This window comes from Deltaproteobacteria bacterium, from assembly GCA_016178705.1.
Lineage (GTDB): Bacteria > Desulfobacterota > Binatia > HRBIN30 > JACQVA1 > JACOST01.
Genome location: JACOST010000019.1, coordinates 48,731 through 71,407, shown reverse-complemented (window position 1 = coordinate 71,407; position 22,677 = coordinate 48,731). Strand labels below are relative to the sequence as shown.

Below are 22,677 nucleotides of genomic sequence, written 5' to 3'. Positions count from 1 at the left end.
TGTGCCAATGATTTCAGAGAGCAAAAGCAACGCGGTGGCGCCGATCGCCGCCCGCCGCGCGCCCAAACGGCATTGGCCGACCGCACTCATGTTGCTGCTGCCGGCGGCCTACTTCATCTCATTGGCGTGGTACGGCTTGAACGTCGACGACGAGGGGACGCTGCTGTATCAAATCTACCGCACGTACCTCGGTCAGATTCTCTACGACGACTTTCACGCCGGCTACACGCCGGGGATTTTCTACTGGAACGCGGCGGTGTTCTGGCTCTTCGGCGTGAACGTCGTGGCGATTCGTTTGTGTCTGGCGGTGATCAACGGGCTGAGCGTCTTCTGCATGTATTGGTTGGGGCGGCGTCTCGGGGCGTCGCGGCTGGCGGCCGCCATTGCCGGCCTCGCTTACATCGCCTTGATCCCGTACTACGACGGGCAGTTCGCCGCTTTCAATATCCCGTACCCGATCTGGTACGTAACGCTCTTCTGGCTATTGAGCGTGATTGCCGCGGTGCGCTGGTGGGAGCGCAACCACGCCTGGCACTGGCTGGTTGCCGGCGTCTGCGCCGGTGTCGTGTTCACCTTCAAGCCCAACAGCGGGCTGCTGAACTTGAGCTTTCTGTTGCTGGTGCTCACGCGCCTGCAAGCCCCGAGCGCGCCCGCGACGCCCGCTCGCGGGTTGCGCTGGTTGTTGATCGGTAGCGAGCGCCTGCTGCGCTGGCTGATTCCGCTGGTGCTATTGATCGGGCTCACGCAATTGTTCCTCAAGGGCGCGGGTGGCGGGTGGCGCGAAGTGCGGATCTTCGCGCTGCCGCTGCTGATCGTTGCTGCCTACAAGATGCTGGTGCCGGCGGCGCGCGCGGTGGCGCGTCCGGTGAAGCCACTCGCGCTGTGGCGCGATCTGATCGTGCTCGGCCTCGGCTTCGGCGCCGTGATCACTCCGTGGGTGGCGTACTTCTGGAACCATCTCAGCACCTGGCCGTTTTTGCGCGCGGTGCTGTTCATCGGCACCAACTTCGATCGCTTCTACTTCATGCCGTATCCCTGGTACAGCACGTGGGACTGGGCCGCCGCGCTCGGCTTGGCGGCGCTGTACCTGATCGGCCGCTGCGTACGCCGCGGCTGGCTCCCGCTTCGTCTCGTGGTGATCGTTGGCGTATTGGCGGGCGCGGTGGTGAGCGCCTCGCTCTTGCGGCATCCGCCGCCGATGATCGAAGGGTTTCAACCCTCGCTGGTGATGCGCGTCCGCAACCTGGCTTTCAGTTGGGTCTTGTTGACCGGCTGGGTGGCGATCGTCGCCTTCATCGTGCGGACGCGCCGGAGTGGCGCGAACGGGTCGCTGGCGGGCGCAGCGCCGGCGCGGGTTTCGCGCTTTTCCGGTACGTTGTTCATTCTGGTGGTGTCGGGCGTGTTGATGCACATGCAACTCTATCCCCGCACCGACTTCATGCACTTGGTGCCCGCGAGCCCGGGCATCCTGATTCTCGGTGCGTGGTTGCTGCACGCGCTGGTGCGCCTGTGGCAGACCGGCGCGCGCACGCCGCGTGGCCGTGCGATCACGGCGGCGGCTGTGTTCGCACCGGTGTACATCGCTGCGGGCATCCTTCTGGCGCCGGCACTGATGCGCATCGAGTACCTGGCGCGGGCCTGGTGGACGCACGATGCTACCGCACTGGTGCGTCTCGATAGCCCGCGCGCGCCGCTGGTGATCGAGCCCGCGGCGGGCGAGCAGATGCAGGAACTCGGGGCCACTGCGCAGTACCTGCGCGAGAATGCGCGGCCACAAGACCACGTGTTCACCTTCCCCGCGATCGACCTCGTCAGTTTCTTGGCCGACCGCCAGAACCCAACCCGCCACGGCTACTTTTATCCCGGCTGGCCGGGGCGAGACGTTGAAGCTGAGGTGATCGACGCGCTGCGTGAGCGGCCGCCGCGCTTCATCGTCACCCTGCATGCGCACGAACTCTTCTTCATGTCGGCGCCGGTGTACTACTTCAATCTTCGCCGCTACGTCACCGATCGCTACCGCCTGGCTCGGCGTATCGGTATGTTCGACATCCTCGGCCCGAACGACATCACGCCGCGCATCGCCAACGCCGACATCAGCCACGAGCGCCAGCTCACCGAGACCGTACCGCTGTGGCGCGCCGAGTTGGCCTACGACGGCTCCGCGGCGGCGGCGCGTTTGGACGCCGCGCTGGCCGGCCTGCCGTCTTCTGACATCGGGCCGCTTGCGGACGCGGTTGCTGCGCTCGATCCCGCGACCCAAGCGCTGGTGGTGAAGTTGATCCGCAAGAGTCGCAGCGCCGCCGGCGCCGCCGCCCTGGCGACGACACTGGAGGGCGCGGCGCTTGACCCGGACGTACGTGAGTTGTTCACGCGCGCAATCTCCGAGACGGGAGATGTGCGCGCGATCGCACCGTTGCTCCGCGCCTACAAATCGGCGCCCGACTTCGGCACACTGGGTCAGCTCGTCGGCAATCTGTTCACCATCGTCTCGCGCGCCTGGGTGGAGGACTACTGGTACGCCCCGTCCGATCGCGAGGAGTTTGCCGAGATCGGCAGAATGCTCGACGTTGCGCAGCTAATCAACTGGATGGACAACCCGTGGGAGTTGCCGGCGCTGCGGGCGTTCGGAATCCGCATGGCTGGCCGCCTCGGCAATCGCACGGTCGTCCCGTTTCTCCTGCGGGTGCTGGGCGACGACAACGAGTCGCCGTTTTTGCGATCCGACGCGGCCCACAGTCTGTTCGAGTTGGGCGTCGGCGCGCAGGCTTTGCCGGCGATCACGGCGTTGCTGTCACGCGACTCGTTGGTGCCCGCCGTGTTGACGATGAACTTGTACGCCCAGGCGCCCCAACGGGGCCGCACTGCTGTCCTCGATCTCATGCGAGTCACCGACGACGATACTCGCGCGGTGGCATATTGGATGGCGGCCGGAATCACCGATCCGAAACTACTCGAAGCGTTGCAAGCGGGCCTGACCGATCGCACATCGGAAGTGCGTATCGCGGCCGCGTGGGGACTCGGCCGTTTGCGCGCCGAGCAGAGCGTCCCCGCGCTGACCTCGCTCGCCCACGACGGTAACGATCGCGTCGCCGGCTACGCCGTGCGCGCCATCGCCGCGATCAAGAAGGGCGGGGAGTAGGACGGGAGACGGGAGACGTGAGGACGGGAGACGGAAGACGGAAGACGTGGGGACGGGAGACGGGAGAACCGGGATGGACAAACCGCATAAGCGTCTCGAAGTGTGGCAGATGAGTGTTCATCTAGTGGTGGAGGTGTACCGTCTCACGAGTGCATATCCCGACGCTGAGCGCTACGGATTGATTTCCCAGATGCGACGCGCCGCGGTAAGTGTGGCGAGCAATATCGCGGAGGGAGCGGCGCGACAGACTAAGAAGGAGTTCGCCAATTTCGTGCATATCGCGCGCGGCTCCTTGAGCGAATTGGACACGCAAGTGGAAATCAGCCGCCGACTCGGCTACCTGGCGAGCCAGGCAATTCCGCTCTTGGAGGACATGATGCAACGAATCGATCAGATGCTCGCGGGACTTCTCCGAAAACTCCGCGCCACCATTTCGTCCAACGTTTCCCGTCTCCCGTCCAACGTCTAACGTCTCCCGTCTTCCGTCTCCCCATGTCCCACTCCGACGAATCACAAGGCGGCATCTTTACCGGCGAGCGGCTGGTCGCGGGCGATCCGCTGTTCGCGGCGGACTTTGCGCGTCACATCGTGGCGTATCGATTTGCGCAAGAGCAGGTGCGCGGCAAGACCGTGCTCGATGCCGGCTGCGGCGATGGCTACGGCACGCACTTGTTGGCCCAGACGGCGCTGCGGGCGATCGGAGTTGATCGATCAGCCGACACCATCGCGGTGGCTGCGCGTCGCTATCAGGCGCCGAACCTGATGTATCGCGCGTGCGAGTTGCAGCGACTGAGTGTGCTCGGCGAGCATTTCGATGTCGTGTGCAACTTCCAGGTGATCGAGCACCTCGACGATCCGCGTCCGTTCCTCGAACAAGCGCGGCACGTGTTGCAGTCCGACGGACGCCTGATCGTGATCACGCCCAATCGACTCAACTCGTTCGTCGAGAATCCGTATCACCTGCACGAGTACGTCGCCGATGAACTGGCGACGCTGCTGCGGGCGACATTTGCGCAGGTGGACATGCACGGCGTGTGCGGCAACGAGAAGGTGATGGCCTTTGAGCGCGCGCGCGGAGTTCAGGCCGGCAAGATCTTGCGCCTCGATCCGTTGGGATTGCGCCGAGTGCTACCGCAGGCGCTGATCGAATGGGTGTATCCGAAGCTCGCGCGTCTGGTGCGGCAAAACATCGCGCGCGCCGATGGTGCTACCGACGCCATTGGTATCGATGACTTTCACATCAGTACGAATCCCGAGGGCTCACTCGATCTGCTGGCGATTTGTCAGGCGTGAAGCGTAAGGACGTAAGACGGGAGACGGGAGACGGGAGACGAGAGACGGGAGACGGGAGACGAGAGACGGGAGACGGGAGACGGGAGACGTAAGACGGGAGACGGGAGACGGGAGACGAGAGACGGGAGACGGGAGACGGAGAGAGGTATCCCATGCCTTCCGTCTTACGTCTCACGCTTCACGTCTCCTGTCCCGAGATTGGTACGCCGTCATTTTGCGGCGTAAAGTGACAGCGGTATCGCAACCAAGTTGACTCGCTCGCCCGGTGCCCCGCCGGTCGACCAGTTGCTGGCGCAGATGCGTCGCCGCCGCGCCCCAGTCGCGCGCCGTCGTTTGCGCAAGGGGCACCGAGAGATCGGTTGACGAGAGGGGTTCTCCAGTGGCCCACGCGACCAGCGAAAAGCTTTCTGACGCTAGGCCCACGAGTGGTCGCGTGATAGGTTGCCCTGCGGAGAAAATCACTATGGGGACGCGAAAGTCAGTCATTCACTGCGATCCTGAAATCATGAGCGGTGCACCCGTCTTCGTCGGCACGCGTGTGCCCGTTCAAGCCCTCTTTGACTACCTGGAAGGCAAGCACTCACTCGACGAGTTCCTGGATGACTTCCCGACGGTCAGCCGAGAGAAGGCAGTCGCGGTCTTGGAACAAGCACGTGAGCTTGTGGTGAGCGGTGCGCGTGCTGCTTGACGAATGCGTGCCGTGGACGCGATCAAACCAAGAAAGGTGCGGCGCGTCCCCGCCTAGGTAACTCGCACGTCGTCGCAACTCTTCTCGGGCTTTGGCAAAGGCAAGAGTGTCTCGCGCAAAGACGCCAAGCCGCGAAGCCGAACCAGTCACGGTCCTCACCACGAAGTACACGAAGCGCACGAAGGGAGAAGACGAAGGAATCTCTCTTTGATCGCTCCATCTGTTCTTTGCGCCTTTGCGTCTTTTCGCGAAGTGATCGAGATCTGCTGATCTCGCATCGTGACTAGTACGTCGTCATTTTACGGCGTAGAATGACGACGATATGGCAACCCTGTTTCCTCGCTTGCTGGAGGTCCCGAAGCAGTCCTTCTTTCTGTTCGGGCCGCGCGGCACTGGCAAGAGCACGTGGGTGCGCACGCAACTACCGACCGCGCATCGCATCGATCTGCTGGATGAGGCGCTCTACCACGCCTATCTCGTGCGACCGGGGCAGTTCGCCGACGAGCTGCGCGCGCTGCGACCCGGGACGACGGTGTGCGTCGACGAGATCCAGCGGCTGCCGCAGTTGCTGAACGAGGTGCATCGGTTCATCGAGGAACGGCGACTGCGTTTCGTGCTGTGCGGGTCGAGCGCGCGCAAACTCAAGCAACATGGGACCAACCTGTTGGCGGGACGCGCGGCACGGCGCGAGCTGCATCCCTTGGTCCCGGCTGAGCTGGGACATGCGTTTGCGTTGGAGACCGTGCTGACGACCGGGAGTCTGCCGATCATCTGGCAGGCGCCGGAACGCCGTGAGGCGCTGCAAGCGTACGTTCGGATGTACCTGAAGGAAGAGGTGCAAGCCGAGGCGCTGGTGCGCAGCTTGCCCGGGTTCGCCCGCTTTCTGCCGATCGCAGCGCTGTTCCACGGGCAAACGCTGAACACGGCGACGCTTGCGCGTGATGCCGGCGTGGCGCGCACGACAGTGACGGGCTACCTCGAGATATTGGAAGACACCCTGCTCGCGTTTCGACTGCCCGCGTATGCGGCCCGCATGCGCGTGCGTGAGAAGCGGCATCCGAAGTGGTACTGGGTCGACGCTGGGATTGTCCGGGCGCTCAAGAATCAGTTCGCGCCGCCGGCGGCGGAAGAGCGCGGCGCCTTGTTTGAAGGATGGGTCGCCGGGGTCCTGCGCAGCCATCGCGACTATCATGGGCTGTTCGAGGAATGGTACTACTGGGCCCCCGCCGAGGCGGCGCGGACGGAGGTGGACTTCCTGCTCGCGCGTGGGCGGGAGTGGTTGGCGATCGAGGCGAAGGTGGCCACCACCATCGACGACGATGCCTTGCGCGGCTTGCGCGCGGTTGAGGGACTCAAAGGGCTTGCGCGCCGCATCCTCGTGCACCCGGGCGGACGGCGCGCGCGAACCCGCGACGGCATCGACGTCTTGCCGGTCGGCGACTTTCTCGACGCCGTGGCGAACGGATCACTCTGGCCGTGATTCGCGTGCATACATCCAGCATACGCGGCCGCGCGCGCGATGCCGGATCCGTTTCACTGCGTGCGCGATGTCCTTCAGCAGCTTGTCGCTGTTTATCGGTGGCTTCTACTTTCGGATCAGGGTTGACTCGCGCTCCGCACCCGCGGCGCTTCACCAAGTGCAGCGTACCGGATACTGGCTGATGAGCGGATCGGGCGTCAGGATGGCGAGGCCATGGACGAGCGCCTGACAGACCAGCATGCGATCGAATGGATCACGATGCAAGCGGGCAGACGCGCCAAATGCAGGGCGGCATCTTCGTCGAGCGGCAAAGGCTCGATGCCATGCGGTGGCGTTGCTCCGGAACGAATCGCTCGGGTGCCTCCGGGAGGGGAAGGCGCCCGAGCGCATGCTTCACCACAATCTCTCAGACCGAAACGGCGCTGAGATACGGCTCATTGGCCGGGTCGCGAAAAAGATCGCGGACCCTCGAAGACAAGTCTGGTGCGTCGGCGGCGATCCAGAGAAATGTGCACGTATCCAATCCAAGAGGAGCTTCATGCGTGCTCGCCAGCGAAGACGCGTTGGAGGTCTTCCGGCAAGGGCTCGAAGAAACTGGCGGGAACAGTAAACGTTCCCTTCGCCAACCCGATGGGTCGGCTGGTTTTCCGCGGAGCGGGAAGCGGCCGAATCTCCGCAACCGGAACGTTGCGGTTGCAGAGCAGGATCGATTCACCCTTGGCAACGCGCGCGAGGTAGCGCGAGAGGTGAGTCTTCGCCTCGTGGATGTTGATCTTCAGCATGGCCAGTATCTGGCCTAGAAAGATGGTCAAGTCAACGCCTCTCTGGCGGCCGTCGTCGTGGATTTCCCCGGGCTTCGCCCAAAATAGGCAAACGTGTCTCGCGCAAAGACGCCAAGCCGCACAGCCGAACCGGTCAAGATCCTCACCACGAAGTACACGAAGCGTACGAAGGGAGAAGACGAAGGAATCTCTCTTTGATCGCTCCATCTGTTCTTTGCGCCTTCGCGTCCTTGCGCGAGGATGATCGTCACGCCTTCCCCGCTTGCCGGCACCAGTCGGCCTGGGTAAGTTGCCGCGTCGTGCAATCCGAAAATAGTCCACCTTCGTTCATGCCGAGCAATCGGACCCTACCCCTGCGGCTCGGCGCCTCGGCGACTCTGCGTTGAATTCTTTTCTTCGGACTGAGTACCTGCGAGCGGGGACGCAACTGGCGATTCGCGTAGGACGGAAGACGGGAGACGCGAGACGTGAGACGTGAGACGGGGGACGCGAGACGGGAGACGTGAAGACGTGACGTGAGACGGAGATGCTCCAACGCCTGGCGTCTCCCGTTTTACGTCTTCCGTCTTACGTCCAACCGTCTCACGAAAATTGCTTCACCAATTTCAGAATCCCCTGCTTCACCGCTGAGCGGTGATGCGACGCGCCCGACGAGTGCAACACCTGCTGCTTGTGCCCCAGGTACCAGTCGTACGACTCGCAGATCATTTCGTCGCTCGACCACCGCGGCTGCCAATCGAGCTCGGCCTTCGGCCGAGTGATGTCGAAATACAAACTGCGGCCGTACATCAGCGAGTGATACGGCCCGAGCGGCGACAACCGCAGCGCGCTGGTGAGCTTCATGGCCGCGATCGCCAAGCCCATGGGGACGGAATAAACCTGACTGCCCGTCGCCGCGTGACGGCACAGTGCTTCGAGCGTGGCCCGCATGGTGCCGAACGTCTCCGCGCCGATGTTGTAGATGCCGAAGCCAGGGCGCGCCGCCGCTTTGATCGACGCGGCCGCCAGGTCGTCGGCGTGAACGAACTGGTAAATGTTGTCGCCGCGTCCGAGCACCGGAATGTTTTTCCCTTCCTCGATCCAATCGAACAGGATCTGGAAAATTCCCAGGCGCCCGTGTCCGAGGATCGTGCGCGGGCGAATGATCGACACGTCGAGCCCGTGTTCGCCGACGTAGCGTTGCACGACGCGCTCGGCTTCCAACTTGGCGCGGCCGTAGGCTTCCATCGGGTTCGGCGCGACGGTGTCGTCCACCGGATTGCGCGCCGGTACACCGAACACAGCGCTCGACGACGTGTGCACGACCTTGCGCACGCGCGCATCGCGCGCCGCGTGCAGCAAGTTCTCCGTGCCGCCGCAGTTGACCGCCCAGAATAGGTGGCGATCCTTCGCCAGCGGCACCTGCGCGACGTTGTGGTAGACAACCTCGACGTTGGCGCACGCGCGTCGGACGGCATCCAGGTCGCGGATATCGCCGCGAATGAACTCGACCTCCGACGGTCGATCCTCGACGTCGACCACATCGAAGATGCGGACCGACGCGCCGGTTTCCCGCAAGCGGTCGCGCAGCAAGCAGCCGAAGTATCCCGAGCCGCCGGTGATGAGTACCGTTGCCATCCGCGTGCCGTCTCCTTCGCGCCTTAGAAGCGCAAGCCGTTCTCCAGGCACCACTCGATCGACCGCAGCATGCCGTCGCGCAGCGAAACGGCCGGTGCGTAACCCAACTCGCGCTTGGCCTTCTCGATCGAGCACGCGATGGTGTGACCCATTTCGCTCAACACGTGCAGCTTCTGGTTGTAGATGCCGATGGCTTGCAGCGTGCCGTCTCCTAGTCGCGCGATCTCACCGGCCAGCGCCGGCAGCTTCAGCCGGCGCGACGCGCAGGCGATGCCGAAGTTGGTCGTGAGAACCTCCTGCACCGTGTCGACGATTTCGTTGATGGTATAGGGACGCGCATCGGCGATCCAATAGACCTCGCCGTTGGCGCGCTCGACCGTGGCGGCAAGTAGCAGGCCCTGGCAAATGTTGTCGACGTAAGCCATCGAACGTTTCTGCGTGCCGTCGCCGAGAATCGGGAAGCGCCCGTCCTTGATCATCTTGAAGAACAGCGTCTGGCGCGGCGGTTGATGCGGTCCGTAGAACCACGGCGGTCGGATGATCACCGTCTCGAGCTTGCCACGCGCGTGGGCCGCTTTGACCAGCCCCTCCATTTCCACCTTGGATCGTCCGTAGCCCATGTACGGATTGTAGGGCGACTGCTCGTCGAACAGATGATCGGTGTGCGGGTTGAATCCGAACGGCGAATTCGACGACACGGCGACGAAGCGGCGGACCGCCGCGTCCTCCGCGGCCTCGAGCAAGTGACGCGTGCCGTCGACGTTGACGCTGGTAAATTCCTTCACGCCGCGCGTCGGATGAATTACCCCGGCGATGTGAATCACCGTCGCGCCGGCGGCGTCGCTGAACGCGGCCCGCACGGCCCCCGCGTCGGTCAGGTCGACGGGCACGACTTCGATGGTCTCCGCCATGTTGCTCAGTGCCGTCGCGTTGTCGTTGGGGTGCACCAAGCAGCGCAACGCCTGTTGGGCGATGGGCTCGGCAAAACGAGCGACGCCAGGCAGGCCACGCGTGAGCACCTCGACTAAGCGCATGCCGAGCCAGCCGGAAGCGCCGGTGATGATGTACGCGGGAGCGGCGGCAGGTAGCTTCACAGCGTGCAGCTTACCACGCACACGCCGGCCGCGCTCGGAATCGAGATGGTCGAGGTTGCGCAGCGCGATCGCCATGGTCGTCCCTTGCGGATTCACGCCCGGCGAATCCGGAATCAAGCTGGCGTCGTTGATGTGCAGGTTGCGGAAGCCGTTCACCCGTCCGAACGAATCGGTGGCGCAGACGTCGGGATTCTCGCCCATCGGGCAGCTGCTGAATGCGTGCACGGTCGACAGCGCCATGGTGTTGATCGCGATCGGCTGCTTGAGCCAGCCGCGACATTGATCGGCCGACTTCAGCACCGGCTGACCGCGCAGCGACGGATAGACAGCCTTGGCGCCGGCGGCGAACAGAATCTCGCCGAGGTGGGCGAGGCCGGCGCTGATGTTCTGCTGATCGCCTTCGCTCAGTTGGTAGCGCACGACAACGCCGTCGGCGAGGCCCGGCAGGACGCGGATCTGGCCGCGGTTCATGCCGCGGCTCGCCGCGTAATACAGCGCCATGCGGCTCCAGTCCGGCATCGCCTGCTGGGTCGTCTTCCAATTGTCCGACAGCAGCATGGCGAGGAAGCCGGGCGTGAACACCGCGCCACCGATGGTGATGGTCGGCCAGAATTCTTTGACTTGATAGATCGGCAACGCCTCTTCGTGGGCGCCGATCTCGTCGTCGAACAGTGCGGCGGCTTTGATCATCGGATGAATGCACAGATTGTCGCCGACGTTCTTGGTGATGCCGCTGCGACGCAACAGCGCCGGGGTCTGCACCGCGCCGCCGCAAACGAAGATCAAGTCGGCGTGCACTTCGAAACGTTGCACGCTGCCGTTCTGTTTGACGCTCGCGTGGACGCCCGTGGCGCGTCCGTCGCGATGCACAATCTTGCTCACCTTACAGTCGGCGATGAGCCGCGCGCCGGCGGCCAGTGCTTTGGGAATGTAGGTGCGCTGCATCGACTGCTTGTTGCCGGGGGCAAACGGACTGGCCCCCGCGTTGTGCTTCTGACAACGCGGGACCTCTTGATACTGCCAGTGCAATGCATCGATCCCTCGGCGAAACAGGGCGGAACTCTTCGGTGCCTGCTCGGCGTCGAGGTAGGAGACCGACAGGTCGCGTTCGAGCATCGCGAAGTAGGGCTCCATCACCTCGGGCGTGAAGTCGTGCAGCAACGCATCGGTACGCCAGCGGTAGTAACTGTCCTGCGGCAAGCGGTGCCAGAAGGCGCTGTTGACCTCGGTGGAACCGCCGACGCATCGCCCTTCGACGTAGGCGATGGTCTGATTGCCGAGAATCGGTGTGAGACCGCCGTTGCGGTAGAGGCGGGCGATGGCCTCGGGAGAATTGGAAGCAATGGTGCTGGTGTCGAGGAACGGTCCTTCCTCCAGTACCAACACCTCGTAGCCGCGCGCCGCCAGCGTGGCCGCGGAGATGGCGCCGCCCGCGCCCGAGCCGATGACGAGCACTTCCGTGCGCACGATGGCGCCGGTCGTGATTGGTGGATCGGTGTGTGTGGTCGCGTTTGTCATGGCATGACAGCGTGAGACGTGAGACGGGAAAGCTGAAGGCTTGCAGGTGAAGGGTAAGGGGTGAGGAGTGAGAGGGTGAAGGGTAAGGGGTGAAGGGCAAGGGATGAAGGGTGAGGGGTGGCCCCGACCCCTAACCCCTGACCCCTAACCCCTAACCCCCAACCCCCAACCCCTGACCCCTTCCCTCTCATGCCCGCTCCACTTCGAGTTGCTGCAACACCAGTGGATGATCGAAGTACGCGAGCAGTGCGCAGCTGCGGATCAGCTTGACGAAATCGCGCATCGGTCCAATCGGTCCATCGCTCCACAACGTCAGGTACGACAGCTGCGTTGCCGCAGGCAAGGCCGAGAACGGTCGCGCGTAACGCAGCAGCGGCAACCAGCTGAAGGCGAGCAAGGCCAGCCGGTAGGGCGCGCGCAGAAAACTCGGCATCCCATCGATCTGCGAGGCGACGTAGCGAGTCACATCGTCAAGCGCCTTGACGCGCGTCGCGGCGTTGAGCGCGGGATACTCCGGCGCAATGCAGCCGACGATTGCGGCCAGCGCGGTGTAGCGGCGGGCGGGCGTCCCCGCATCACTCACCGCAGCACCTCGTTCTCTGTCGCGACGGCGAGCGCCGGGGCGGGGACCGTTTGCGCCGCGGTGCCGAGGCTGACGCCGTACGCGGTCAATGCCCCGACGCCCCAGATCGTGATCGGGACGTAGTAGAGCAGGTGCACCATGATCGCGTATCCAAGTGCCGTGTCGGCCGGTACGCCGAAGATTTGTAGCGCCTGCATGCAGAAGTAGTGGAACGGACCGATGTAGCCGGGGCTTGATGGAATCAGGATGCCGAGATTGGTGACCGACAAGGCCATCGCCGCCCACAGCGGATTCATCGGCAAATCGAACGCCGGCAAGACCACGAGGAACATGCCGCCCTCGACGATCCACACCGTGAGGCTAAGGGCGACGATTTTGATTGTGAGAATGGGATCGCGCAGGCAATCGGTGGCGCCGAAGGCGCGGTTGAGGATCGCGGTGATGCGCCGATCGAGCGCGAGTGGCAGGCGCGCGGTGACGAGCTGCGCGACGCGCAACACGAACGGCCGTGCGGCGGTGATGAGGGCGACCGCGATGGTGGCCGAGGCGAACACGAGGCCCGCGGCCCAGCGCAGCTCGCGCCCCCAGTCGGGCAAGGGCGCGAAGAGTCCGGCAACCAGCAAGATGCCGGTGATCGTCAGGCCGTCGAGGATGCGTTCGAGGAAGGTGATGGCGAGCGCCAAACTGACGGGAACCCCCGCCTGACGCCCGAGTACGTACGCGCGCACGAACTCGCCCATGCGGGCCGGGAGGAGGTTGTTGGCGCCGTAGCCGATCACCGTGCAGTTGGTCGCGGTGATCAGGTTCAGATCGCAATGCGGCCGCAAGATGGTGCGGCAGCGAACACCCCGCACCACGTGACCCGCAAGATAGATGGTCGGTGCCAGCACGTACCACGGCCACCAGTGCGAGTGCCCGAGTGCGTCGCCTAGACCATGGAGATCGACGTGGCGTAGCGAGAGAGCGACAAACGCGATGCTCAAGACGAGTCCGACGACTAGGATCGGGCCGCGTCGTTGCTTCATAGAACGAGAACGGCCGATGTTCGGGCGCGTCTCCGCCGGAGATGAGAGCTTCTGTTGCGACTACGCCTGCGCGCTCCAGGCGTGTGTACGTGATGCATGATCGACATGGATGTGATTTCCTACCATGCGAAAATGCGATTTGCGAACCAGTATAGTCGAGGCCCGTGCGATTGATCTTCGGTTGACGAGCGAATGCCGGTGATGTACGCCGCGAGCGTCTTCGCCTGAGAACGGAGTAGTGTGTGAGCGCCAGAGTGTTGCGGCTCGACCTCGCCGCGGGCATCGGCCTGGCCGCTCTCGCTGGCTCGTTTTTCTACTTCCGCATCATCACCACCGCGCACGAGATGTATTTCGCGGCGAGTAATGACCCGTACACGCAGATCTATCCGATGGTCCAGCTCGCTGATCGCTGGCTTCGCGCTGGCCACGTCCCGCTGTGGAACCCGTACCAGTTTTGCGGTCATCCGTTTCTCGCCGCGGTGTCCTACGGCGTGACGTACCCGTTGAATCTTCTCTTCCTGCTGGTCCCGACGCGTGTGGGACTGGAGCTGAAGGCAGCGCTCCATCTCTTTCTGGCCGGACTGTTCTGCTATTCGTATGGCCGAACCATTAAGCTCAGCCGGGCCAGCGCGTCGCTTGCGGCGGTTGTGTTCATGCTTTCCGGGTTCGTGACGTCACAAGCGCTGTGGTTCACGCCCGCCATCGAAGCGATCGCGTGGCTTCCGCTGGGCTTCCTCGCCATCGAAAAGATCTTCGAGCGTCCACGATTCAAGTGGGCGGTGCTCCTGTCGCTGGCAGTGGCCATGCCGATCCTGGCGGGATGGCTGCAGACGTGGACCTATTCCATGCACGCGATCGGTGCGTATTGCGCCTTCCGAATGGTGCATGGGGTCGCGGTTGGACGGGATTGGAGACTCGTGCTCCGTGCCGGTGGCGCTGTCGCGGGTGGGATAGTTCTGGGCCTGTCGTTGTCCGCGATCCAGTTGCTTCCCAGCCTCGAACTTCAAAGCCTCGGACCCCGACGACCCGGTGGACTCAGCTTGGAGCAGACGTTGAGTCTCGGACCCGTGCCCCCCGTGAAGATCCTCAGCGAGACATTCGATTCACGATCGGGATTTCCCCGACAGAGCTACATCGGCATCGTCTCGCTCGTTCTGATTCCGCTGTCGCTCGTCGCCGTGCGGCGACGCCACCACGTCGTGTTCCTCTGGCTGTTGGGGGCGTGGAGTCTGTTGATTGCGATGACGACGTACACGCCCTTGTTTGCAGTATTCCGCGCGATTCCGGGCGGGAGCTGGTTTCGAATCCCCTGGCGCGTTGTCCTCCTGTTTGCCTTTGCGGGAGCCGTGCTGAGTGGCGAGGCGGTCGAGGTGGCGCTGCGGTCGCGACGTTCCGCGCTTCTCGCGCTCGTGCCGTTCTTGACTGCATTGCTGTGGTGGTCCGCTGTGGCGATGCCGGAACGCAGCCGTGGGCTGCTGTGGCTGGGGGCCGCGGTGATTTGTGGAATGGTTCTCACAGGCCGGCACGCCGCGCGTGTGGCCGGCATCGTCGCGTTGATTTCCATTTCGATGTGGGACATGTTTTTTGCGACCGAGAGTCCCGCGTTGCACCCGTATCACGACCTGAAGATCTACGACCAAGAGGCGGCCGCGCTCGACTATATCTCCGCCAATCAAGGGTTGGCGCGTACGTACATCCACTTCTCGATGCCCGGCAATCCACCGGTGATGCCGAAGCAAGGTACGCTGCGGGGGATCTTTTCGATCACCGACTACGAACCGCTCAGCTTGGACCGCTTCGCACGAGTCTACCATGCCATCGAAGCGCGTCGGTCCGACGGGTCCGATCCAAAGGACCTTCCGTTCATCGGGTTTCTTGAACTCGATCCGACGCCCGACAATCTCCGGCTGCTGGACCTGATGAGCGTTCGCTTCATCATGTCGCACCCGCTCGACGCGGCGTTTACGCGGAAACTCACCACACCGCAGTCAGACTGGCGGCTGGCCTTTGTGCCGCGCGACGGCGGACACGAATTTGTATACGAGAATCCGAAGGCGCTTCCTCGCGCTTACATCGTGCACGATTGGGAGTTCGCAGCCAACGAGTCGGATGCCTTCGTGGCAATCACGTCGCCTACGTTCGATCGGTTCCGTAGCGCAGTCGTCGAAGCGATTTCGGGAGTGAGAGCGGTCGCGGCGTTGGCGCCGCCGCGCGGTCTGACGGAGGTCTCAGTCGCATCCTACGAACCAACACGTGTGGTAGTGAGGACTCGCGACGATGAGCCCGGATACCTCGTGCTGACCGACACGTTCTATCCGGGGTGGGTTGCCGAGATCGACGGTCGGCCCGTGCCGATTGACCGCGGCAACTATCTCTTTCGAGCGGTCTATGTTCCGGGCGGACCCCATACGGTGACATTCGACTACCGTCCGAATACATTCCTGATCGGCGTGATCGTTTCGTTGAGTGCCAGTGTATTGGTGTGCGTGGGATTGGTGCGTACTCGGTCACGAAAGGCGCAATCGATGCGCTCGGCGGTAGTGGGCTGAAAGGTCTACATTGACCATGTTCGTGCGGTAGTGTACCGGCGACCGAATGCGCGGGAGCGGATCGATCGGATCGGGCAGCAACAAATTCGACGGCGGGTTCGCGTTGGCGCTCGCTGCGGTCGTGCTCGCCTTCTGGCGCCTTCGCATCATCGCGCCAGCCACCGAGGTCATGTTCGGGGCCAGCGATGATCCCTACACGCAGGTGTATCCGATGGCCCACCGCGCCGCCGAATGGATTCAAGCGGGTCTTCTCCCGTTGTGGAATCCGTTCCAGTTCTGTGGCCATCCGTTCGCCGCGACGGCGTTGTACGGAGTGTTCTACCCGCTCAACTTCCCGTTTCTCGTTCTTCCAACCGAAATCGCCATTGAAGTCATCGCGGTACTGCACCTGATCCTCGCCGGCATACTGTTGTACGGCTATGGACGCACCATTGCGCTGAGCCACCTCGCGTCGAGCGCCGCCGCCTTTACGTTCATCCTTTCTGGCTTCATGGCATCGCAGGCGCTTTGGTTCACGCCTGCGATCGGCACAGCAGCATGGCTACCGTTGGGCCTGATCGGTGTGGAGCGAACTTGTACGAAGCCGCGAGCAAAGGGGATCGGTGTCGTCGCGTTGGCCGTGGGCATGCCGATTCTCGCCGGGTGGCTGCAGACGTGGGTGTACTCGATGTATGCCCTCGGTGGCTACGCCGCAGCACGGGTGATTGGTGAGGCATGGCGAACGCGCGATCCGCGGAATGTCGCTAAGCTTGCACTGTTCCTTGGCGCCGGCATGGCGCTGGGTCTGGCCCTAGGCGCAGTTCAACTGTTGCCGAGCATCGAGCTGCAAAGCCTGGGACCGCGGCGGCCCGGCGGCCTCAGCATGACGCAAATAATGCCGACCGGACCGTTGCCGCCCGAGCGGGTGTTGCATGAATTGGTCGATTCGGCGCCCGGCTTTCCGCGTCAGGCCTATGTGGGAATCGTCAGCTTGTTGTTGTCCCCAATTGCACTGCTGAGTCGGCGCAGACGACTTCAGGTCGCTTTCTTCTGGGTGATGGTGCTCGCAAGTCTCGCGGTCTCAGTCTCAGTCTACACCCCTGTGTTTGCTCTTTATGGATTGCTCCCTGGTGCAACTTGGTTTCGCTACCCCTGGCGCATTGAGTACCTCCTGTCGGTTGGCGCAGCCGTGTTGTCCGGGATCGGTCTGGATGTGCTTCTAGGCGAGCGGAAATCCCGGGGAGCCGACACGACAAGCCGCGCCCGAACAGCGATGATCGTGACGATCGGCGTGGTGGTCGTCGTCGGCGTATTCGCCGCCCGGGCTCCAGCGGCGGGGCGCACCTTCCTGTGCCTTGCGGTCGCGCTCGCGGCGATCATTCTGGCAGCGCGCGGATCTGCGCGGCCGCTGGCCGCCGTCGGCTTGGTGGTGTTGATCGTCTGGGATCTGTTTTTTGCCACGCGCAGCCCGGCGCTGCACCCGTACCACGACTTGAGCGTGTACGACGCCGAAGCTGAAGTGTTGGACTACGTGAAGCAGAGGGGCGGGTTGTATCGGACTTACATCTACATGCCGTCGACGCGTCTGCCCGCGCTCATGCCGAAGCAGGGGACGTTGCGTGGAATTTATTCGCTCACGGACTACGAGCCCCTGAGCCTTGATCGCGACGCGAAGTTTTATCGCCTGCTCAATCACTCGGGCACGGTCGACTACGAAAAGTATCCGTTCATCGGTCTGCTCGATCTCGATCCGTCACCGGCCGCATTGCGCTTGGCCGATCTCATGAGCCTGCGTTTCATCGTCTTGCACAAGATCACGATGCCGTTCAGGCAAGCCCTGGAGTCGCAAGGCTGGACGGCCGCATTCGATGCGATGCACGGTCAGTTCATGGTGTACGAAAACCCCAACCCGTTGCCGCGCGCCTACGTTGCCAACGACTTGCTTGTGGCCGCCAACGCCGAGTCCGCGATGCAAATGCTGACGCAAGCGGATTTCGAAGCGCGGCGGAGCGTCGTACTCGAACCAGGCGAGGGGATGGCTCTTACACCCCATGCGTCATCCCACGAATCGTCGGGGACGATCACTCCAGCCACGATTGTCGTCTACGAGCCCATGCGGGTGGTGATCAATGCGCGGAGCGCGAGTGACGGCTATCTGGTGCTGACGGACACGTTCTATCCGGGTTGGAAGGTGGCGGTCGACGGCCAGTCGCAATCGATCGTGCGTGCCAACGCGCTCTTTCGCGCCGTCGCCATTCCAGCGGGAGAGCATACCGTCACCTTCGTCTACGATCCCCTCAGTTTCAAGTTGGGTGCGGCAATGACCTTGCTGGCGCTGGGCGTTCTCGCCGTCGCTGCGGTCGCCGCATTCAGGACGCGCCGGGTGCAAGTGACGCGCGCCGAGCATGAACCGGTGGCATCGCCGGATGCTACCGACGACACCGATGAGATTTGGGGCACAATCGGAAATGCGATCCGTCGTGTCGCGGCCGCGCGCACGGCCGGACCGCTCGGTGTGGCGCTGAGAATTGTATTGGTGTTGGTGGTGCTCGATTGGTGGGTGGCTGGTCCCTATTTCAACCACTACATCGTCCCACGGTACGTGAGCCCATTTCCATTGCTCCGTGATCGGACGAACGGCCAAACTCTTCCAATTCTGTTCGATGCGATCCAGAGGACATCCCATGATGCAGAGCGAGTAGCGTTCGTGGGTGACTCGACCATGAATGCCGCAGATGCTCCGGATCAAACCGTCGTCCCTTATCTTGAGCGCCAGGCCCTAAGCGAAGCGCGGGGCGTCTTGATTGAGACGATCGATGCGAGCGAACTCGGCTTGTTCGTCGGTGACGCGGCCCTGTTCATCGATAAGTTGATCGGCAGCGATGTCGAGGTCATCGTATACGGCCTCTCCCTGCGAGCTTTCCCGCGCGCACCGCATTCGCGCTGGGTCAGTCGCGTGAGCACCGAACTCAACGTAGGTGACTTGTATCGGTTGGTTGCGGTCAGAGCGGGTTCATGGATCGATGCGAATCTCACGCTGGAACAGGTGATGACCGGACTTGTGCAATCGAGTTGGGCAACCTACGCATATCGCGCGAGCTTGCGCCGCGACGTGTGGGAGTATGCGATTCAGCCGACTGTTGGACCCGGGACGGCGCTGGCTCGCTGGCTTCGACCTGCGGAAGTCGAACAGCAACCACTCGTCGCCGCGCGCACGTCGGTTTCAGGTCCTTATGAATGGACAGCTGCCGACTACGGATTTCCCAACGCCAACTGGGACGCACTCGATGTAATCGGCAGCCTCTGTCATGCCTACCGTCCCGGTCGCTGCGTGATCTATGCGGGGCCGGTCAATCCATTTGGTCGAGATCGATTGGCGGAGCCGGGATTGTACGAGGAGTATATTGCCCGACTACGAGGCACCGCCGATCGCTACGGTCTCATCTGGCGCGACTACAGCGACGCGATGACGCCGGCCGACTTCCGCAAACCCAAATACGGAGGTCTTCGCGATCCGATTCATCTCAACGAAGATGGCCGCAAGAAACTCGCGGGCCTTTTGGCGGCGCCGGTTGCTGATGCTGTTCGCTACGCCGCTGATCGTGTGCGTCAGTGAATGTTTGCCTGTTGGAATTCCACGGCGTCCGGCACGGCTCCCTCTTTCCAACAGCGACCCGGTAGATCGCGCAGGCCGGCCAGTAGCGCGGTGGCAAGGACTTGGTGGCCGGCCGCGTTCGGATGGCTGTCAAACCACGAGACGACGAGGCGGCTCTCATCCAGACGTCGAAAGAACGGATAGGACTGGGTCACCGTCATGCCGCGAGCTTCGACGGCTCGCGCCACGCGATCGTAGATCGAACCGAATGGATGAAGCGCGCCGAGATAGTAGAGATGCGTGTGGATCAGCACGTGTACGCAAGCCCCGCTGGAGGTTGCGACATCTCGGAGTCGGTCGAGCTCCACTTCAAAACTGGCCCAAGCTTCGGGGTTGTCGAAATAGTTTTCCCGGAGCTCGAACAGGTACGAGCCGGGACTGGGTTCGCGGAGATTATCGAGCGACACCAGTCGTGGCCACAGCGCTCGCATGAGAAACGAATGCGAGTGGCGGAATCTATAGAGCCAATCGCGGTGAGCGTCGCCATCGGGCCCCTTGGTCGAGCGCACGTAGGCGGGAGACTCGATATCGTTGATCGTGAAGCCGTAGACAATCAGATCGGGGTGCAGCGGAAGCCCGCTCGCTCGGAGACGATACACCGCTGACGCGAGGTTGAGGTTGGAGAGTCCCAGATTGATCACTTCGTAGCGTCGTTCTGAACCGCGGGCATTCAGGGCTGCCTCGAGAAGAGCGGAGTAGGTGTCTTCCTCTTGCACACCGTGGCCCATGGTTACGGAGTCTCCAACGATCACAATGCGGAAGACGCCTGTGCCGGAATGATCCGCGTATTCAGGCCCGCGAATGCCGACGCTGTTGAAGCGGTAACGTACTCCGCGGAAGACCTCGTCTCCATTCGGACGCAGGACATCCATGATGGTGCGCTTCGGCGTCTTCGATGAGCGCTCCCGTTCGGCTAAAGACTTGTTGAAGCTGATCCGGTCACTCCGGTGCATGCGAACCGCGATTTCCCCGACCGCAAGCGCCGCACAGATGCCGAACAGGAGGAGGGCTAGTCGCTCAAAGATCGATCGCATCGCGGACGCAATTTGCTTGGAAACGAAGAATTGTCAATCGAGTAAATTGCGATGGGCGCGCCGTGTGAGCGATGTCACGTATACAGACCCCTTGAGCGCCCACCAGGGGGAGGCGGGCTCACGGTTGACCATGCCGGTTGGAGTGTGATTTGGCCCGCGTACTTTGTGCCGAACGCCGTGGAGAGTCCCTTGTGTCCTCGCCCGCTCGCGATCCTGAAACCGCTCGCGGCAACAACCCCAAGGCGGGTTGCTTGAGAGCGGAGACGCGATGATCTTCAACACCTGGGTCTACGCGCTGTTCCTGATCGTTGCGTTCTGTACCTACTGGCTCGCCCCGGCACGCTGGCGACCCGTGGTGCTGACGGGCTTCGGCTTCTATTTCTATTGGTACTACTACCCGATCCACGTTCTGCTGATCACTGCCACAACGCTCCTGGTGTTCGGTCTCAGCTTCCTGGTGCCGCCGAGCGCGGGACGGCGCAGGCGTTTCGCCTTCATCGTCGGCGTCGGCGGCTGCATCGGGTTGCTCGGGTATTACAAGTACCAAGGGTTTTTCTTCGAGTCGCTCGCGCTGGTATTTCCCGGCGCGCAGCCGATTCAGGCTGCGTCGGCGCAGTTGCGTGCGCCGCTGGCGATTTCGTTCTTCATCTTCGAGTACGTGCACTACCTGATCGAGGTCTATCGCGGCACGTTCCCGCCCGCCGGCCTGCGCGACTTCACGCTCTTCATCATGTTCTTCCCGACGCTGATCTGCGGGCCAATCAAACGCTTCCAGCAGTTCAACCCGCAAGAGTACGCGCAGCGGGCGCTCGACCCCGCCAACGTCAGCGCCGGCCTCGAGCGCATTCTCTTCGGCCTCGCCAAGAAGACGCTGATCGCCGACACGGTCGCCCCGTTGTGCGCCCCCGTGTTCGCGCATCCCGAGGCGTACACGTGGGTGCAGCTCTGGCTCGCCGTCTACGGCTACGCACTGCAGATCTACTTTGACTTCTCTGGCTACTCCGACATCGCCATCGGCAGCGCGAAACTGTTCGGCTACACCGTGCAGGAGAATTTCAACTATCCCTACTTGCAGCCCAACATCGCGCGCTTCTGGCGCTGCTGGCACATTTCGCTGACGTCGTGGATCACCGACTACCTGTACATTCCTCTCGGCGGCAGCCGCCACGGCGAGCTGCGTTCGTATCTGAATCGCTTCGTCGCGATGACGTTGTGCGGCCTGTGGCACGGCGCCGCCTTTCACTTCATGGTGTGGGGCATGTACCACGGCATCGCGCTCAACCTGTACCGCGTCTACGGACGCGTGCGCGAGCGTCTGCTCGGACCAAAGCAGGGAGAGGGGCCGGTCGCGCTGCGCGTCGCCGCCGGCGTTTTCACATTCCACTTCGTCTGTATCGGCTGGGTGCTGTTTGTGTGTGACCTAGACAAGGCGTCGCTGATCATCGCCCGCCTATTGGGCGTTCGCTGAGGCGAGGTCGCCTTACCTCACCCCTCCACCTCTCACGTCAAAACGTTTTCCGTCTCACGTTTTCCGTCTCCCGTCTTCCGTCCTCTCACTTCTGCTCAATCGTCACGCTCTTGACGACCAGCCAGCGTCCGGCGAGTGCGTTGGGTGGTTTGTCGGCGTGATTGGAGAATGTGAGGCCGAAGATCGTCGTTCCTGCGTGTTGTGCGCCGGTGTTGATGACGTAGTCCTTCGGCTTGTCCGAGTCGATGACCAGTTTTCCGACGACGCGCGCTTCGAGATCGGCGAGAAGTATCGGCGCCTCACCGTCTACGGTGTGACCCCACGCATTGATCGTGATGGTGACCGGCCCCTTCTCAGCGTGCACCTTCGATTGCAGGGCTCCATTGCCCCAAAAGGCGACAACACCGGCAGGGTCCACTGTGAACTTTCCCGTCGGGTTCATGCCAGCCGGGGTGAGCGTGAGCACCCCCGGCGTTGACTCCGAGCATCCGGCGGCGAGAAGGACTGCCGCCAAAATTGCGGTGGCGAGTTTTGCGCCTAGTACTTTTCTCATGTCCGCAGCATAAACCAGTGATCAAGCCTGCCGTCAACCGTCGGGCGCAGGCGATCGTTCGAATCTTCGGGCTGGAAGTTCAACGCGACTTCGTGCTTTAGAGTGGTCGATGAATCCAAACGGGAGTGAGCCCGGCGGCGAAGAGTCTACGGTCATGAAAAATCTGATGCTGCGCTTTGTCGCGAACAACTGGAAGGTGGCGCTCTATGTGATCCTGATT

The 22,677-nt window shown here is 62.8% G+C and carries 15 protein-coding genes; 8 read left to right on the top strand and 7 right to left on the bottom strand.

Annotated elements, in window-relative coordinates:
* Positions 1 to 7: 7 nt before the first annotated feature.
* The 5 genes from HYR72_14195 (at position 8) to HYR72_14175 (ending at position 6,600) form a co-directional block, all read left to right on the top strand.
* Positions 8 to 3,139 (top strand): HEAT repeat domain-containing protein, encoded by a 3,132-nt coding sequence (locus HYR72_14195; GenBank protein ID MBI1816126.1) that lies wholly within the window; start codon positions 8 to 10, stop codon positions 3,137 to 3,139.
* A 73-nt stretch (positions 3,140 to 3,212) separates the two neighbouring features.
* On the top strand, positions 3,213 to 3,608 hold the full coding sequence (locus tag HYR72_14190) for a four helix bundle protein (protein ID MBI1816125.1): 396 nt from the start codon (positions 3,213 to 3,215) through the stop codon (positions 3,606 to 3,608).
* A gap of 23 nt (positions 3,609 to 3,631) precedes the next feature.
* Positions 3,632 to 4,432: a class I SAM-dependent methyltransferase gene (locus HYR72_14185; GenBank protein MBI1816124.1), complete on the top strand. Its 801-nt coding sequence runs from the start codon at positions 3,632 to 3,634 to the stop codon at positions 4,430 to 4,432.
* 463 nt (positions 4,433 to 4,895) lie between these two features.
* The gene (locus HYR72_14180) at positions 4,896 to 5,120 is read left to right on the top strand and encodes a DUF433 domain-containing protein (protein ID MBI1816123.1); all 225 of its coding nucleotides are present in this window, start codon (positions 4,896 to 4,898) and stop codon (positions 5,118 to 5,120) included.
* A gap of 322 nt (positions 5,121 to 5,442) precedes the next feature.
* Entirely contained in the window at positions 5,443 to 6,600 is a 1,158-nt protein-coding gene (locus HYR72_14175; protein ID MBI1816122.1) for an ATP-binding protein, read from the top strand.
* Between the two features lie 536 nt (positions 6,601 to 7,136).
* Here HYR72_14175 and HYR72_14170 read toward each other — a convergent pair.
* The 5 genes from HYR72_14170 to HYR72_14150 all read right to left on the bottom strand — a co-directional run bounded on the left by HYR72_14170 (position 7,137) and on the right by HYR72_14150 (position 13,219).
* A complete protein-coding gene (locus HYR72_14170; GenBank protein MBI1816121.1) occupies positions 7,137 to 7,382 on the bottom strand; it encodes a type II toxin-antitoxin system Phd/YefM family antitoxin in 246 nt (81 codons plus the stop codon).
* Between the two features lie 582 nt (positions 7,383 to 7,964).
* On the bottom strand, positions 7,965 to 8,999 hold the full coding sequence (locus HYR72_14165; GenBank protein MBI1816120.1) for an NAD-dependent epimerase/dehydratase family protein: 1,035 nt from the start codon (positions 8,997 to 8,999) through the stop codon (positions 7,965 to 7,967).
* 23 nt (positions 9,000 to 9,022) lie between these two features.
* Positions 9,023 to 11,611, bottom strand: a complete 2,589-nt coding sequence (locus HYR72_14160; GenBank protein ID MBI1816119.1) for an FAD-dependent oxidoreductase — start codon at positions 11,609 to 11,611, stop codon at positions 9,023 to 9,025.
* Between the two features lie 187 nt (positions 11,612 to 11,798).
* Positions 11,799 to 12,194 (bottom strand): hypothetical protein, encoded by a 396-nt coding sequence (locus HYR72_14155; GenBank protein ID MBI1816118.1) that lies wholly within the window; start codon positions 12,192 to 12,194, stop codon positions 11,799 to 11,801.
* The gene (locus HYR72_14150; GenBank protein ID MBI1816117.1) at positions 12,191 to 13,219 is read right to left on the bottom strand and encodes a flippase-like domain-containing protein; all 1,029 of its coding nucleotides are present in this window, start codon (positions 13,217 to 13,219) and stop codon (positions 12,191 to 12,193) included. The genes HYR72_14155 and HYR72_14150 overlap by 4 nt, the downstream gene beginning before the upstream one ends.
* A gap of 242 nt (positions 13,220 to 13,461) precedes the next feature.
* Between HYR72_14150 and HYR72_14145 the strand changes: the two genes are divergently transcribed.
* Both HYR72_14145 and HYR72_14140 read left to right on the top strand, forming a co-directional pair.
* The gene (locus HYR72_14145; GenBank protein ID MBI1816116.1) at positions 13,462 to 15,768 is read left to right on the top strand and encodes a YfhO family protein; all 2,307 of its coding nucleotides are present in this window, start codon (positions 13,462 to 13,464) and stop codon (positions 15,766 to 15,768) included.
* 46 nt (positions 15,769 to 15,814) lie between these two features.
* Entirely contained in the window at positions 15,815 to 19,363 is a 3,549-nt protein-coding gene (locus HYR72_14140) for a YfhO family protein (protein ID MBI1816115.1), read from the top strand.
* Here the strand turns inward: HYR72_14140 and HYR72_14135 are convergent.
* Positions 19,357 to 20,436, bottom strand: coding sequence for a hypothetical protein (locus HYR72_14135; GenBank protein MBI1816114.1), 1,080 nt, complete (start codon positions 20,434 to 20,436; stop codon positions 19,357 to 19,359). The two genes, HYR72_14140 and HYR72_14135, sit on opposite strands and share 7 nt — an antisense overlap.
* Positions 20,437 to 20,704: 268 nt before the next feature.
* Between HYR72_14135 and HYR72_14130 the strand changes: the two genes are divergently transcribed.
* Positions 20,705 to 21,904, top strand: a complete 1,200-nt coding sequence (locus tag HYR72_14130) for an MBOAT family protein (GenBank protein MBI1816113.1) — start codon at positions 20,705 to 20,707, stop codon at positions 21,902 to 21,904.
* An 85-nt stretch (positions 21,905 to 21,989) separates the two neighbouring features.
* Here HYR72_14130 and HYR72_14125 read toward each other — a convergent pair whose 3' ends face one another.
* Entirely contained in the window at positions 21,990 to 22,457 is a 468-nt protein-coding gene (locus HYR72_14125) for a hypothetical protein (protein MBI1816112.1), read from the bottom strand.
* Between the last annotated feature and the right edge of the window lie 220 nt (positions 22,458 to 22,677).